General features: G+C 69.4%; 13 protein-coding genes. 6 read left to right on the top strand and 7 right to left on the bottom strand.

Annotated elements, in window-relative coordinates; translation table 11 throughout:
- Nucleotides 1-82: 82 nt before the first annotated feature.
- From AB0469_RS27315 to AB0469_RS27305, 3 genes are all read right to left on the bottom strand, one after another.
- Entirely contained in the window at nucleotides 83-1,339 is a 1,257-nt protein-coding gene (locus AB0469_RS27315; protein WP_366454098.1) for an MFS transporter, read from the bottom strand.
- A gap of 116 nt (nucleotides 1,340-1,455) precedes the next feature.
- Nucleotides 1,456-2,538 carry an inositol-3-phosphate synthase gene (locus AB0469_RS27310; RefSeq protein ID WP_042816002.1) on the bottom strand — a complete coding sequence of 361 codons (1,083 nt, stop codon included), beginning with the start codon at nucleotides 2,536-2,538 and terminating at the stop codon, nucleotides 1,456-1,458.
- 50 nt (nucleotides 2,539-2,588) lie between these two features.
- Nucleotides 2,589-3,191 (bottom strand): helix-turn-helix transcriptional regulator, encoded by a 603-nt coding sequence (locus AB0469_RS27305; protein WP_351877624.1) that lies wholly within the window; start codon nucleotides 3,189-3,191, stop codon nucleotides 2,589-2,591.
- 563 nt (nucleotides 3,192-3,754) lie between these two features.
- Here AB0469_RS27305 and AB0469_RS27300 point away from each other — a divergent pair.
- Both AB0469_RS27300 and AB0469_RS27295 read left to right on the top strand, forming a co-directional pair.
- Nucleotides 3,755-6,034: a transglycosylase domain-containing protein gene (locus tag AB0469_RS27300; protein WP_366454097.1), complete on the top strand. Its 2,280-nt coding sequence runs from the start codon at nucleotides 3,755-3,757 to the stop codon at nucleotides 6,032-6,034.
- 87 nt (nucleotides 6,035-6,121) lie between these two features.
- Nucleotides 6,122-7,615, top strand: coding sequence for a glycosyltransferase 87 family protein (locus tag AB0469_RS27295; protein WP_366454096.1), 1,494 nt, complete (start codon nucleotides 6,122-6,124; stop codon nucleotides 7,613-7,615).
- Nucleotides 7,616-7,646: 31 nt separating this feature from the next.
- Here AB0469_RS27295 and AB0469_RS27290 read toward each other — a convergent pair whose 3' ends face one another.
- From AB0469_RS27290 to AB0469_RS27280, 3 genes are all read right to left on the bottom strand, one after another.
- Entirely contained in the window at nucleotides 7,647-8,678 is a 1,032-nt protein-coding gene (locus AB0469_RS27290) for an alanine racemase (RefSeq protein ID WP_042810210.1), read from the bottom strand.
- 67 nt (nucleotides 8,679-8,745) lie between these two features.
- Entirely contained in the window at nucleotides 8,746-9,864 is a 1,119-nt protein-coding gene (locus AB0469_RS27285; protein WP_042810209.1) for a peptidoglycan bridge formation glycyltransferase FemA/FemB family protein, read from the bottom strand.
- Between the two features lie 132 nt (nucleotides 9,865-9,996).
- On the bottom strand, nucleotides 9,997-10,308 hold the full coding sequence (locus AB0469_RS27280; RefSeq protein WP_366454095.1) for a hypothetical protein: 312 nt from the start codon (nucleotides 10,306-10,308) through the stop codon (nucleotides 9,997-9,999).
- 252 nt (nucleotides 10,309-10,560) lie between these two features.
- Between AB0469_RS27280 and rpsF the strand changes: the two genes are divergently transcribed.
- The 4 genes from rpsF to rplI all read left to right on the top strand — a co-directional run bounded on the left by rpsF (nucleotide 10,561) and on the right by rplI (nucleotide 12,247).
- A complete protein-coding gene (rpsF, locus tag AB0469_RS27275; protein ID WP_004950685.1) occupies nucleotides 10,561-10,851 on the top strand; it encodes a 30S ribosomal protein S6 in 291 nt (96 codons plus the stop codon).
- Between the two features lie 72 nt (nucleotides 10,852-10,923).
- The gene (locus AB0469_RS27270; RefSeq protein ID WP_366454094.1) at nucleotides 10,924-11,502 is read left to right on the top strand and encodes a single-stranded DNA-binding protein; all 579 of its coding nucleotides are present in this window, start codon (nucleotides 10,924-10,926) and stop codon (nucleotides 11,500-11,502) included.
- A 43-nt stretch (nucleotides 11,503-11,545) separates the two neighbouring features.
- On the top strand, nucleotides 11,546-11,782 hold the full coding sequence (rpsR, locus tag AB0469_RS27265; RefSeq protein ID WP_005315025.1) for a 30S ribosomal protein S18: 237 nt from the start codon (nucleotides 11,546-11,548) through the stop codon (nucleotides 11,780-11,782).
- Nucleotides 11,783-11,800: 18 nt separating this feature from the next.
- Complete coding sequence (gene rplI, locus AB0469_RS27260; RefSeq protein ID WP_042810204.1) at nucleotides 11,801-12,247, top strand: 50S ribosomal protein L9; 447 nt, start codon at nucleotides 11,801-11,803, stop codon at nucleotides 12,245-12,247.
- A 152-nt stretch (nucleotides 12,248-12,399) separates the two neighbouring features.
- Here rplI and AB0469_RS27255 read toward each other — a convergent pair whose 3' ends face one another.
- Nucleotides 12,400-13,737, bottom strand: a complete 1,338-nt coding sequence (locus tag AB0469_RS27255) for an MATE family efflux transporter (RefSeq protein ID WP_366454093.1) — start codon at nucleotides 13,735-13,737, stop codon at nucleotides 12,400-12,402.
- Nucleotides 13,738-14,119: the final 382 nt, after the last annotated feature.

Genomic DNA, 14,119 nt, shown 5'->3' with positions numbered 1-14,119 from the left:
GGCGGGCTCGGCCGGCCCGGTGCCCTCGGCCCGCTCGGCCGGGGTGCTCCCGGTCGACGTTTCACGTGAAACATCGACCCCGTCATCGCTTGCGGCGGAGGAACGCCGCCGTGGCGGCGTAGATCAGGGCCGTGGCCAGGAGCAGGGCCGCGGACCTGCCGTCGGCGGGGAGCATCAGCGAGGAGACCGCGGCCGCCCCGACGAAGGCAACGTTGAACAGCACGTCGTAGACGGAGAAGACCCGGCCCCGGTAGTCGTCGTCCACCCGGGACTGCACCACGGTGTCCGTGGAGATCTTGGCCCCCTGGGTGGCGATACCGAGGGCGAAGGCCGCGACGAGCATGGGCCCCGGGGCGAAGAAGAGGCCGAGGGCCGGCACGAGGACGGCCGCGCCGGCCGCGCAGACGGTGATCCAGCCCAGCGGCCCCAGCCGGCCCACCATCCAGGGGGTGACCACGGCGGCCGCGAAGAAGCCCGCCCCGGAGACCCCGACGGCGATCCCCAGCAGGGCCAGGCCGTCCGATTCGTTCTCCGACCACGCGTAGCGGCAGAGCATCAGGAGCATCACGGTCAGGGCCCCGTACGCGAAGCGCATCAGCGTCATGGCGGTGAGGGCCCGGGCTGCCTCTCGTCGCTGGGCCAGGTGCCGCAAGCCCTCGGCCATGCCGCGGACGGTGAGGGCGACCCCTTCGGCGATCGACGGGCGCGTGCGGCCGGGAGGGTGGTCCGGCCCCAGGAGGCCGACGGCCAGCCGTAGCGCCACCAGGCCCGCACACAGGTACAGGCCGGCTCCGACCAGGACGACGAGGGCGTTGGACCCCGAGCCGAGCAGCCGGACGAGGAAGGCCAGTCCTCCGCCGGCCACGGCCGCGAGCGTTCCGGCCGTGGGCGACAGGGCGTTCGCGGTGACCAGTTGGTCGGAGTCCACGACATGGGGCAGGGAGGCCGCGAGCCCGGCGAGGACGAAGCGGTTGACGGCCGTGACGGACAGGGCCGAGCCGTAGAAGAGCCAGTCGGGGACGTGCGCGACGATCAGAACGGCGGTGACGCAGGCGAGCAGGGCCCGCAGCAGGTTGCCGTAGAGGAAGACCTGGCGGCGGCGCCACCGGTCGAGCAGCACTCCGGCGAAGGGACCGATGACGGAGTAGGGCAACAGGAGGACGGCCATCGCGGAGGCGATGGCCGCGGGTGAGGTCTGCTTCTCCGGGGAGAAGACCACATAGGTGGCCAGTGCGACCTGGTACGTCCCGTCGGCGGCCTGGGACAGCAGCCGTACGGCGAGCAGGTTGCGGAAGTCCCTCCGGCGCAGGAGTACGCACAGATCACGTACGACGGGCATGAGGGCAAGGGTCACACACACCGAGGGTCTCCGGACACATAGTCCGGAGACCCTCGGTGGAAGAACCGTCGAAGAGCAGGTGTCCCGGGGGACCCTGGACCCGACCGGCGGCGCGACTAGCGCTCGACCTCGCCCTTGATGAACTTCTCGACGTTGGCCAGGGCCTCGTCGTCGAAGTACTGGACCGGCGGGGACTTCATGAAGTAGCTGGAGGCCGACAGGATCGGGCCGCCGATGCCGCGGTCCTTGGCGATCTTCGCAGCGCGCAGGGCGTCGATGATGACACCGGCGGAGTTCGGGGAGTCCCACACCTCGAGCTTGTACTCGAGGTTCAGCGGGACGTCGCCGAAGGCGCGGCCCTCGAGGCGGACGTAGGCCCACTTGCGGTCGTCGAGCCACGCGACGTAGTCGGACGGGCCGATGTGGACGTTCTTCTCGCCGAGCTCGCGGTCGGGGATCTGCGAGGTGACGGCCTGCGTCTTCGAGATCTTCTTCGACTCGAGGCGGTCGCGCTCGAGCATGTTCTTGAAGTCCATGTTGCCGCCGACGTTGAGCTGCATGGTGCGCTCGAGGCGGACGCCGCGGTCTTCGAACAGCTTGGCCATCACGCGGTGCGTGATGGTCGCGCCGACCTGGGACTTGATGTCGTCGCCGACGATCGGGACACCGGCCTCGGTGAACTTGTCGGCCCACTCCTTGGTGCCGGCGATGAAGACCGGGAGGGCGTTGACGAAGGCGACCTTGGCGTCGATGGCGCACTGGGCGTAGAACTTCGCCGCTTCCTCGGAACCGACCGGGAGGTAGCAGACCAGGACGTCGACCTCGCGGTCCTTGAGGACCTGGACGACGTCGACCGGGGCCTCGGAGGACTCCTCGATCGTCAGGCGGTAGTACTTGCCAAGACCGTCGTGGGTGTGGCCGCGCTGGACCGTGACGCCCTTGTTCGGGACGTCGCAGATCTTGATGGTGTTGTTCTCGCTGGCGCCGATGGCGTCGGAGAGGTCCAGGCCGACCTTCTTCGCGTCGACGTCGAAGGCAGCGACGAACTCGACGTCACGGACGTGGTAGTCGCCGAACTGGACGTGCATCAGACCCGGGACCTTGGTGGCCGGGTCGGCGTCCTTGTAGTACTCGACGCCCTGCACCAGCGAGGCGGCGCAGTTGCCCACGCCGACGATGGCTACGCGAACCGAACCCATTCCGGTTGCTCCCTGTTTGTTCTCGGAACGAGGCCTGCGAGATGCAGGTCTCACTTTGCTGTTTCGTCGGGCGGACCGGGTCGTCTCTGGTCCCGTCCCGCCCTCTCGCTCTCGATGAGCTCGTTCAGCCAGCGCACTTCACGCTCGACGGATTCCATTCCGTGCCGCTGCAGCTCGAGCGTGTAGTCGTCCAGGCGCTCCCGTGTACGGGCGAGCGAGGCGCGCATCTTCTCCAGGCGCTCCTCCAGCCGGCTGCGACGGCCCTCCAGCACGCGCATCCGCACTTCCCGTTCGGTCTGGCCGAAGAAGGCGAAGCGGGCGGCGAAGGACTCGTCCTCCCAGGTGTCGGGGCCGGTGTGGGAGAGGAGCTCTTCGAAGTGCTCCTTACCTGCTGCCGTCAACCGGTAGACGATCTTGGCGCGGCGCCCTGAGAGTGAAGCGGCGAGAGCGTCTTCCGGGGCGTTCCCCGGTTCTTCGATCAACCAGCCGTTGGCGACCAGCGTCTTCAGGCAGGGGTAGAGAGTCCCGTAGCTGAACGCCCTGAATACCCCCAGCGAGGTGTTGAGCCGCTTGCGGAGCTCGTAGCCGTGCATGGGGGATTCGCGAAGCAGGCCGAGCACGGCGAACTCGAGGATGCCGGAGCGTCTGCTCATCCGCCTGCCCCCCTCTGCCTCGGAGTTTATGTCGAGCGGATGTATCGGCTCGATACATCCAGACCATAGATCGGGGCGCTCCCGGCGACAAGCCAAGACATGGTGACCGGCGTCACATCACCAATTCATACGATGCAAGTTGCCTGATTTGGGGTGAACTTCGGCACTGATTGGGTTTTGGCCGTGCGTAGGCTGTGCGGAAGGACCACCGGGGGGAACCGGAATCACCTGCCGCTTCCAGGCCACTCGCCTGCCCGAGGAGTAGTCGTTCGATGAGCGAGCACCGCCGCAAACCGCCGCAGCCCCAGGGCGGCGGCCGCGCCGCGTCCCGCCGGGCTGCCCAGCCGCGCCCCGGTCGGGGCCCCGGTCCCGGACGGGACCTCCCCGCCGCACCGCCGGGCGGACCCTACGCGGACCAGAGTGCCCACAGCAGCCGCACCGACGCACGCCGGGGTGCCCAGCGCCCCGCCCCGGGCCGAGGACACCCAGGTGGGAAGGGGGGAGACGGCCGCAAGCGGCTCATCGACTACCCCCGTGCCGGAAAGGCCGGGTGGAAGCGGTTCGTGCCCTCCTGGAAGCTGGTGACCGGCAGCATCGTCGGCTTCTTCGCCGTCATCATCGCCGGGGCCGGCGTCGGCATCGCCATGGTCGGCACCCCGGACGCGAACAAGGCCGCCAAGGCGCAGAACAACGTCTTCCAGTGGGCCGACGGCACCCAGATGGTCGCCACCGGAGGGTCCACGAACCGGCAGATCATCCCGATAGACCAGATTCCGGTCTCCATGCGGAATGCCGTGATCGCGGCGGAGAACGAGTCCTTCGAAACGGACAAGGGCGTCGACCCGATGGGTATCGCCCGCGCCGTGGTGAACATGGCCACGGGCGGTTCGACCCAGGGTGGCTCCACCATCACCCAGCAGTACGTCAAGAACACCTACCTCGACTCCGAGCAGACGCTCAAGCGCAAGGTCACCGAGCTCTTCATCGCGATCAAGCTGGGTGCCACCGAGGAGAAGGACAAGGTCCTCGCGGGCTACCTGAACACGGCCTACTTCGGCCGTGACGCCTACGGCATCCAGGCCGCCGCCCGTGCCTACTTCGGCAAGGACGCCAAGGACCTCAACCCGTCCGAGAGCGCCTTCCTCGCCTCCCTGCTCAAGGGCCCCAACCTCTACAACCCGGACGGCGGCATCGGCTCCGCGGCCACCCCCGAGGCCAACGAGAAGCGTGCCCGGGCCCGCTGGGCGTGGGTGCTCGACCGCGAGGTCGCCGTGCACCGCATGGAGCAGTCCGAGCGGGACAAGTACAAGGACTTCCCCGTCCGGGTCGACCTCGCCCAGGCGAGCGGCATGTCCGGCCAGACCGGCTACCTCGTCGAGGTGGCCAAGTCGTACGTGATGAAGACGGCCGACATCAGCGCCGAGAAGATGGCCCTCGGCGGCTACACCATCCGGACCACCTTCCAGAAGCCCAGGGTGGACGCCCTGTCCAAGGCGGTCGAGGACACCCGTAACGACTTCCTCGACGAGAAGAAGCGGCCCGAGTACGACACCTTCGTGCAGTTCGGGGCCGCCTCCGTCGACGTGAAGACCGGCGCGATCGTCGCCCTCTACGGCGGGCCCGGCTGGGACCACAAGTACTTCGCCAACAACGCCAACACCTCCGGCGTCCCCGTGGGCTCGACCTGGAAGCCGTACGTACTGGCCGCGGCCATGGAGTACGGCACGCAGAACTCCAAGGGCTCGGGCATCTCGGCGATGAGCAAGTACAACGCCAACGACCTCACGGTGATCAACGACCGCTCGGGCAAGCCGCTGCTCGGCCCCGACGGCCAGCCGTTCAAGCAGAAGAACGAGAGCGAGTACCCGTACGGCTACGTGACGCTGAACGAGGCGATGGAGAAGTCCATCAACGTCCCGTTCGCCCAGCTCGTCTTCGACGTCGGCCACAGCAAGGTCCGCCAGGTCGCCAAGTCCACCGGCATCCTGGAGGAGTCGATGGACGAGAACAACAACGCCTCGTTCGCCCTCGGCACCTCGACGCCCAGCGCCATCCGCATGGCCGACTCCTACGCCACCTTCGCCGCGTCCGGGACGCACCACGAGCCCTTCTCCGTGCTCCAGGTCAAGAAGGACGGCAAGGACGTGCCGGGGTTCCAGGCCCCCAAGGAGTCCCGGGCCATGGACAACTCCGTCGCGGACAACATCACCAAGGTCCTGCGCAACGTCGTGGAGAACGGCACCGGCACCAAGGCCAAGAAGCTGGGCCGGCCCGCCGCGGGCAAGACCGGCACCACCGACCAGAACAAGTCGGCCTGGTTCGTCGGCTACACCCCGGAGCTGTCCACCTCGGTCACCCTCTTCCGCAACGACCCGAACTCCAAGGACAAGAAGCTCATGTCCATGAACCACGTGGGCGGTGTCGACTCCATCCACGGTGGTGACATCCCCGCGGTGATCTGGACCGAGTACATGCGCGAGGCCCTCAAGGGCGCCCCGGTCAAGGACTTCCCCGAGGCCCAGGACCTGGGCGTCGTCGCGGACGCCGCCGGAGCCCCGTCGCCGACCCCCTCGGCGTCCCTGTCGCCGTCCGGATCGCCGTCGGCCTCGCCGTCGACCTCTCCGTCCACGTCCGTGTCGCCCTCCCCGTCCCAGGGGGGCAAGCCCTGCAAGCCCAGGCCATGGAACCTGTGCGACCCGCAGACCGCGGCCGGTACGAGCACCGGAGCGGGCGGCGACACGAACGGCGGGACCACCGACCAGCCCACCCCGCCCGCCACGGGCCGGCCGGGACGCCAGGGCGGTACGACCAACTGGGGCAGCATCATGGGCACCCAGGGCTGATCCCGCCCCGCCCGCACCACCGAGGGCCGTCGCACACCGTGCGGCGGCCCTCCCCCCGTGTCCGGGCCGGTACGGCAGGATGAGCCCATGACCAAGGTGCACGAGGACCAGTCGCCCGTCCTGCCCACGCAGCAGGACGAGGTGGCCGCCGCCGGCAGCGAGCTCATCGGCGGGCCGGCCGGCCGGTACGCCCGGCTGGGCGGCCACTGGCTGACCCCCGTCCGCGTCGTGGTCCTCGTGGCCCTCGGCATGTTCGCGCTCGGCATGGTGCAGAAGCTGCCCTGCTACGACTGGGCCTGGTTCCGGGGAGCGGGCTCGCAGTACACCCACGCCTGCTACTCCGACATCCCGCACCTGTACTCCGCCCGCGGCTTCGCCGACGGCCTCGTGCCCTACCGCGACCGGTTCCCGGACCTGGCGGTCGACCCGAAGTACGGGGGCATGCAGTACCTGGAGTACCCGGTGCTCACCGGGGCCTTCATGCAGGTGGCCTCCTGGCTGACCCCCTCGTCCGGGGCCATCCAGCACCGCGAGCAGATGTACTGGATGGTCAACGCGGGCATGCTGATGGCCTGCGCCGCGGTCATCGCCGTCTGTGTCGCCCGGACGCACCGGCGCCGCCCCTGGGACGCCCTGCTGCTCGCCCTGGCCCCCGCCTTCGCGCTCAACGCGACCATCAACTGGGACCTGCCCGCCGTCGCCCTCGCCGCCGCCGCGATGCTGATGTGGTCGCGCGGCCGCCCGCTGCTGAGCGGCGTCCTCATCGGCCTGGCGACCGCGGCCAAGCTCTACCCCGTGCTGCTGCTCGGCGTGCTGTTCGTCCTGTGCTGGCGAGCCGGGAAGTGGCGGGCCTTCGGCGCCGCCGCCGCGGGAGCGGTCGTCTCGTGGCTCGTGGTCAACCTGCCGGTCATGCTCTACGCCTGGGACGGCTGGAAGCGGTTCTACGAGTTCAGCCAGGAACGCCCGATCGACTTCGGCTCCGTCTGGCTGCTGATCTCCCAGCGCACCGGCAACCCGCTGGAGGGGGCCAACACGTACGCGACCGGGCTGACCCTGCTGCTGTGCCTGGGCATCGGCCTGCTCGCCCTGACGGCCCCCAGGCGGCCCCGCTTCGCCCAGCTGGCGTTCCTGGTCGTCGCCGCCTTCATCCTGGCCAACAAGGTCTACTCGCCGCAGTACGTCCTCTGGCTCGTCCCGCTCGCCGCGCTGGCCCGGCCGCGCTGGCGCGACTTCCTGATCTGGCAGGCCGGCGAGATCGCCTACTTCCTGGGGATCTGGTTCTACCTCGCCTACACGACCAGCGGCGACAAGCACCAGGGGCTGCCGCTGGAGGGCTACCAGCTGGCCATCGCCGTCCACCTGGCGGCCACGCTCTACCTGTGCGCGGTCGTCGTGCGGGACGTCCTGCTGCCCGAGCGCGACGTCGTACGGCGCGACGGCTCGGACGACCCGTCCGGCGGCGTCCTGGACGGGGCCGAGGACGTCTTCGTGCTCGGGGAAAGGGCGAAGGCGCCGCGGTACGCGGCGCCTTCGGAAGGACAGCGGGTCGCCTGGGGCGTGGACCCCGACCAGGGGCACTGACACCCCGCGGGGCGGGCCCGCGGGGTCCGGATCAGGCGTCGAGCACCCGGTCGAACTGCGTCGTGGTGTGGCGCAGGTGGGCCACCAGCTCGTCGCCCACCTTCGGCTCGGTCGCGTCCGAGGGCACGAACAGGATCGACACCTGCATGTGCGGGGGCTCGGCGAACCAGCGCTGCTTGCCCGCCCAGACGAAGGGCGAGAGGTTGCGGTTGACGGTGGCCAGGCCCGCCCGGGCGACGCCCTTGGCGCGGGGCATGACGCCGTGCAGGGCCTTGGGGGCCTCCAGGCCCACGCCGTGCGAGGTGCCGCCGGCGACCACGACCAGCCAGCCGTCGGAGGCGGCCTTCTGCTGGCGGTAGCCGAAACGGTCCCCCTTGACCACGCGCGTGACGTCCAGGACCGCGCCCCGGTACTGGGTGGCGTCGTGGTCGCCCAGCCACAGCCGGGTGCCGATGCGGGCGCGGAAGCGGGTCTGCGGGAACTGCTGCTGGAGCCGGGCGAGCTCCTCGGCGCGCAGGTGGCTGACGAACATGGTGTGCAGCGGCAGGCCGGCCGCGCGCAGCCGGTCCATCCAGCCGATGACCTCCTCGACGGCGTCCGAGCCGTCGGGGCGGTCCAGCGGCAGGTGCAGGGCGAAGCCCTCCAGCCGGACGTCCTCGATCGCCGACTGGAGCAGGCCCAGGTCCTGCTCGGAGATGCCGTGGCGGCGCATCGAGCTCATGCACTCGATGACCACGCGGGCGCCGACCAGGCCGCGGACCCCGTCCACGGAGGACACCGAACGGATCACCCGGTCCGGCAGCGGCACCGGCTCTTCACCCCGCCGGAAGGGGGTGAGGACGAGCAGGTCGCCGCCGAACCAGTCCTTGATGCTCGCGGCCTCGTACGTCGTCCCGACGGCCAGGATGTCGGCGCCCATCCGGGTCGCCTCCTCGCACAGCCGCTCGTGGCCGAAGCCGTAGCCGTTGCCCTTGCAGACGGGGATCAGACCGGGGAACTGGTCGGTGATCGTCTTCTGGTGCGCACGCCAGCGCGCGGTGTCGACGTAGAGCGTGAGCGCCATGCCCGTCCGGAGCCTCTCTGGGAAAGCTGCGTGGTGCAGCTGTGCGGTGTGTGGGGAAGGGGCGGGGTCAGCGACGCGACATATACATGTCGAGCGCCTTGTGGAGCACCTTGTTGAGCGGGAAGTCCCACTCGCCGACGTACTCGACCGCCTCGCCGCCCGTACCGACCTTGAACTGGATCAGGCCGAACAGGTGGTCGTTCTCGTCCAGGGTGTCACTGATGCCGCGCAGGTCGTAGACGCTGGCACCGAGCGCGTACGAGTCGCGCAGCATGCGCCACTGCATGGCGTTCGAGGGGCGGACCTCGCGCTTGTGGTTGGCGGAGGCGCCGTAGGAGTACCAGACGTGCTGGCCGACCGTCAGCATCGTGGCGGCCGCGAGCGGTTCGCCCTCGTGCTTGGCGATGTACAGCCGCATGCGGTTGGGGTCCTCGGAGTTGAGGGCCGTCCACTGGCGCTGGAAGTAGCTGAGCGGGCGCGGGCGGAACTTGTCGCGCTCGGCCGTGATCTCGTAGAGGTACTGCCAGGTGGGCAGGTCCTCGTAGCCGCCCTGGACGACCTCGACGCCGGCCTTCTCGGCCTTCTTGATGTTGCGGCGCCACAGCTGGTTGAAGCCCTTGAGGACGTCGTCCAGAGAGCGGTTGGCCAGCGGCACCTGGAAGACGTAGCGGGGCTGGACGTCACCGAAGCCGGCGCCGCCGTCCTCGCCCTGCTGCCAGCCCATGCGGCGCAGCTTGTCGGACACCTCGAAGGCGCGGGGCTCGATGTACGAGGCCTCCACGTCGCGCAGGCGCTTGACCTCGGGGTCCTGGATACCGGCCTTGATGGCGGCGGAGTTCCAGCGGCGGATGACGACCGGCGGGCCCATCTTCACGGTGAAGGCGCCCTGCTGCTTGAGGTGCGCCAGCATCGGCTGGAGCCATTCCTCCAGGTTGGGGGCGTACCAGTTGATGACCGGGCCCTCGGGGAGGTAGGCGAGGTACCGCTTCACCTTGGGCAGCTGGCGGTACAGGACGAGCGCCGCACCGACGAGTTGGCCGGACTTGTCGAACCATCCGAGGTTCTCCGAGCGCCACTCGTTCTTGACGTCGGCCCATGCCGGGACCTGGCAGTGGCTAGCCGAGGGCAGGCTCTGGAGGTACGCCAGATGCTGCTCTCGGCTGATGGTGCTCAGGGACAGGCTCATGCGGGGTGTCTCCTCCGGCGGCTTCGCTGGCTATGGCGCGAAGCCTACTGCGACGGGGGCGCCACCCATCTGGGGGACGGGCCGTAGTCCGGGCCGTGGTCCGGCCGGCGCCCTGTCGAGGAGATCCCCCGGTCAGCCCATCAGGCCGCCGAAGAGGCCGCCGTGCGCCATACCGAGGAAGAAGCCGATGCCAGACGCACCAAGGCCGATGATCAGTGCGAAGCGCTCGCGTGTCGTCTCGGAGATGAACTGCCCGTAGGCGCCGGTCACGATCCCGATCAGCCCCGTCCAGGAGCTGAGCAGGTGCAGATTGTGGAAGAACGCAGTGACGAACGCCACGGCGCCGAGGACCAGGGTGACGGCCACCAGGGTGTCCTGGAGCGGGTGGGGCTTGCCGTCGGTCGCGAGCAGGGAGATGGGCGGACGATCCATTGCCTGTGCCATCGGAAGGCACCTCCTGGCTGGAGCGGAGTGGTGTGGCGGTGCCACCGCCGGCCTGGGCCGGGGGCATAGCACCGAGCACACCCGTTGCCTACAGATTGTGGCCCCCTCCTGCCGGATTTCAACCGGAAGGAGTCGAGCAGGTAGTCTGTACGGTCTGCGCGGTGTCTGCTCTCAGGCACCGTGCGGCACGCATCACGACCCTCCTGCCACGGATCGACCGTGGCCGCTGAGTCCAAAGGAGGTGGGTTCCACATGCGTCACTACGAAGTGATGGTCATCCTCGACCCCGATCTCGAGGAGCGCGCTGTCTCCCCGCTGATCGAGAACTTCCTCTCCGTCGTCCGTGAGGGCAACGGAAAGGTCGAGAAGGTCGACACCTGGGGCCGTCGTCGTCTCGCTTACGAGATCAAGAAGAAGCCCGAGGGCATCTACTCGGTCATCGACCTGCAGGCCGAGCCTGCAGTCGTCAAGGAGCTCGACCGCCAGATGAACCTGAACGAGTCGGTTCTCCGGACCAAGGTCCTTCGCCCCGAGACCCACTGAACTCCGGTTCAGCGGTAATCGGGATCGAGTAGCACAGCAGCCCAGCAGCAATCCCCGCCGAGAGGTTCATCCATGGCAGGCGAGACCGTCATCACGGTCGTCGGCAATCTCGTCGACGACCCCGAGCTGCGCTTCACCCCCTCGGGTGCGGCGGTCGCGAAGTTCCGTGTCGCGTCCACTCCCCGCACCTTCGACCGCCAGACCAACGAGTGGAAGGACGGCGAGAGCCTGTTCCTGACCTGCTCGGTGTGGCGGCAGGCGGCCGAGAACGTCGCCGAGTCCCTCCAGCGGGGCATGCGCGTCATCGTGCAGGGCCGGCTGAGGCAGCGGTCGTACGAGGACCGTGAGGGTGTCAAGCGCACGGTCTACGAGCTGGACGTCGAGGAAGTCGGCCCCAGCCTGAAGAACGCCACGGCCAAGGTCGCCAAGACCACCGGTCGCGGTGGCCAGGGTGGGTACGGCGGCGGCGGTCAGCAGCAGGGCGGCGGCGGCTGGGGAGCCCCCAGCGGCGGTCCCCAGGGCGGCGGAGCTTCCTCCGACGACCCGTGGGCGTCCAGCGCGCCGGCCGGCGGCCAGCAGCAGGGCGGGGGCGGCTGGGGCGGAAGCTCCGGCGGCTCCGGCGGTGGCTACTCGGACGAGCCGCCCTTCTAGGGCAGCTCGTAACCCCACTTCTTGATCACACAGGAGAGACACCATGGCGAAGCCGCCTGTGCGCAAGCCTAAGAAGAAGGTCTGCGCGTTCTGCAAGGACAAGACCGCGTACGTGGACTACAAGGACACGAACATGCTGCGGAAGTTCATTTCCGACCGCGGCAAGATCCGTGCCCGCCGCGTTACCGGCAACTGCACGCAGCACCAGCGTGACGTCGCCACGGCCGTGAAGAACAGCCGTGAGATGGCGCTGCTGCCCTACACGTCCACCGCGCGCTAAGGAAAGGGTGACCGAATAATGAAGATCATCCTGACCCACGAGGTCTCTGGCCTCGGTGCCGCCGGCGATGTCGTCGACGTCAAGGACGGTTACGCTCGCAACTACCTGGTCCCGCGTGGTTTCGCGATCCGCTGGACCAAGGGTGGCGAGAAGGACGTGGCGCAGATCCGCCGCGCCCGCAAGATCCACGAGATCGCGACCATCGAGCAGGCCAACGAGGTCAAGGCCCAGCTCGAGGGCGTGAAGGTCCGTCTGGCCACCCGCGCGGGTGACGCCGGTCGCCTCTTCGGTTCCGTCACCCCGGCCGACATCGCCACGGCGATCGAGGCTTCCGGTGGCCCGAAGGTCGACAAGCGCCGCGTGGAGCTGGGCTCCCCGATCAAGACCCTCGGTTCGTACCAGGTCTCCGTGCGTCTGCACGCCGAGGTCGCCGCGAACGTGGGCATCGAGGTCGTCGCCGCCTAAGGGCAGCGCATGAAGGGCCGCACCCTCAGGGGTGCGGCCCTTCGTCGTTTCCGGGCATGTTTCACGTGAAACACGAGCGGGAGTGCTCCGGCACGGCACGGCACGGCACGGCACGGCACGGCATGCCCCGCCCCGCCCAGGCTCGGCCCGGGTTACCGTGTGGCGCCCGCCACCAGCCACCGTCCCGAGCGGGCCCGCCACTGGAGGGTGGCCATCCGGACCAGCATCATCAGCGTCATGGCCCACCAGAGCGCCGTCAGGCCGCCGCCGAGGGCGGGGACGAGCAGCGCGGCCGGGGCGAACACCGCGAGGGTCAGCAGCATGGCCCGGGCGAGGTAGGGGCCGTCACCGGCGCCCATCAGCACCCCGTCGAGGACGAACACGACCCCGCAGACCGGCTGGGCCAGGGCCACGACCAGGAGCGCCGGGAGCAGGGCCTCCTCGACCACCGGGTCGGTGGTGAACAGCGGGATGAGCAGGGGGCGGGCCAGGACGACCAGCAGGCCCAGGACGAGGCCCGAGCCGATGCCCCACCGCACCATGCGGCGGCAGACGTCCCGGGCGCCCTCGGTGTCGCCGGCGCCCAGGTAGCGGCCGATGATGGCCTGCCCCGCGATGGCGATCGCGTCGAGGGCGAAGGCGAGCAGGCTCCACAGGGAGAGCGCGATCTGGTGGGCGGCGATGTCGGCGTCCCCGAGCCGGGCCGCCACCGCGGTCGCGATCATCAGGATGGCGCGCAGGGACAGCGTGCGCACCAGCAGCGGTACGCCCGCCTGGGCGCTGGCGCGTATGCCGGCCCGGTCGGGCCGCAGCGAGGCACCGTGCCGGCGGGCGCCCCGGATCACCACCCAGAGGTAGGCGGCGGCCATGGCGCACTGGGCGATGACCGTGCCCCAGGCGGACCCCGCGATGCCGAGCCCGGCGCCGTAGACCAGGGCCACGTTCAGGGCGCCGTTGAGGGCGAAGCCCCCGATGGCCACGTAGAGCGGCGTCCGGGTGTCCTGGAGGCCGCGGATGACCCCGGTGGCCGCGAGCACCATGAGCATGGCCGGGATGCCGAGCGCGGAGATGCGCAGGTACGTGACCGCGTACGGGGCGACGGTGTCCGAGGCGCCGAAGAGGGAGATCAGCGACGGCGCCGTGGCCAGGACGAGGAAGACGACCGCCGCACCGAGCAGCAGGGCGAGCCAGATGCCGTCCATGCCCTGCCGGATGGCTGCACGGAGGTCGCCGGCCCCCACCCGGCGGGCCACGGCCGCGGTGGTCGCGTAGGCGAGGAAGACGAAGACGCTCACGGCGGTCGTGAGCAGGGCGGCGGCGACGCCGAGGCCGGCCAGCTGGGGGGTGCCGAGGTGGCCCACGATGGCGCTGTCGGCCATCACGAAGAGCGGCTCGGCGACGAGGGCGCCGAAGGCGGGGAGGGCGAGGGCGAGTATCTCGCGGTCGTGCCGCCTCGGGGCGGCCTTCTCAGCCAGGGGGGCCTGTGTCATGTGCTCAATCTAATCTTCCACAGGTAATAGATGCAATCGCCTAGAGACTCTTACTCGGGCGCTGACTTGGGCGTTCTCGGCACACCATCCGAGGCGATCTTGGGACAGTGGCCAAGAATTTTCTCCGCAGTCGGCGGTGGAGAAGGAAAATGCAGGTCAGCGATGGTGTGGAGGTGTGTCGGGTGATTTTGTCCACAGCGTCGTCCCCCGGTCTGTGCACAGCTTCGGGGGACTTACCCACAGCATTGGGTCCGTCGTCCACATGTCATCCACACAGCCTGTGGATAACAAGATTGGCTGACGTCGCTCGCGGCCCTACCGTTGGGCGTTGCCCGACGCGCCGAGAGCCGATCCGGGTGTCCCAAATGTCAGAGCCGTGTCG

It is taken from the genome of Streptomyces sp. NPDC093801, from assembly GCF_040701585.1.
Lineage (GTDB): Bacteria > Actinomycetota > Actinomycetes > Streptomycetales > Streptomycetaceae > Streptomyces.
The sequence above is the reverse complement of the archived record's forward strand: the minus strand, read 5'-3'. Positions and strand labels throughout refer to the sequence as shown.

Coding starts and splice junctions, on each gene's coding strand:
- AB0469_RS27310 (WP_042816002.1), bottom strand. CDS start 2,538: ATGGGTTCGGTTCGCGTAGCCATCGTCGGCGTGGGCAACTGCGCCGCC.
- AB0469_RS27290 (WP_042810210.1), bottom strand. CDS start 8,678: ATGGCGCTCACGCTCTACGTCGACACCGCGCGCTGGCGTGCGCACCAG.
- AB0469_RS27305 (WP_351877624.1), bottom strand. CDS start 3,191: ATGAGCAGACGCTCCGGCATCCTCGAGTTCGCCGTGCTCGGCCTGCTT.
- AB0469_RS27255 (WP_366454093.1), bottom strand. CDS start 13,737: ATGACACAGGCCCCCCTGGCTGAGAAGGCCGCCCCGAGGCGGCACGAC.
- rpsR (WP_005315025.1), top strand. CDS start 11,546: ATGGCGAAGCCGCCTGTGCGCAAGCCTAAGAAGAAGGTCTGCGCGTTC.
- rpsF (WP_004950685.1), top strand. CDS start 10,561: ATGCGTCACTACGAAGTGATGGTCATCCTCGACCCCGATCTCGAGGAG.
- AB0469_RS27315 (WP_366454098.1), bottom strand. CDS start 1,339: ATGCCCGTCGTACGTGATCTGTGCGTACTCCTGCGCCGGAGGGACTTC.
- AB0469_RS27280 (WP_366454095.1), bottom strand. CDS start 10,308: ATGGCACAGGCAATGGATCGTCCGCCCATCTCCCTGCTCGCGACCGAC.
- rplI (WP_042810204.1), top strand. CDS start 11,801: ATGAAGATCATCCTGACCCACGAGGTCTCTGGCCTCGGTGCCGCCGGC.
- AB0469_RS27295 (WP_366454096.1), top strand. CDS start 6,122: ATGACCAAGGTGCACGAGGACCAGTCGCCCGTCCTGCCCACGCAGCAG.
- AB0469_RS27270 (WP_366454094.1), top strand. CDS start 10,924: ATGGCAGGCGAGACCGTCATCACGGTCGTCGGCAATCTCGTCGACGAC.
- AB0469_RS27285 (WP_042810209.1), bottom strand. CDS start 9,864: ATGAGCCTGTCCCTGAGCACCATCAGCCGAGAGCAGCATCTGGCGTAC.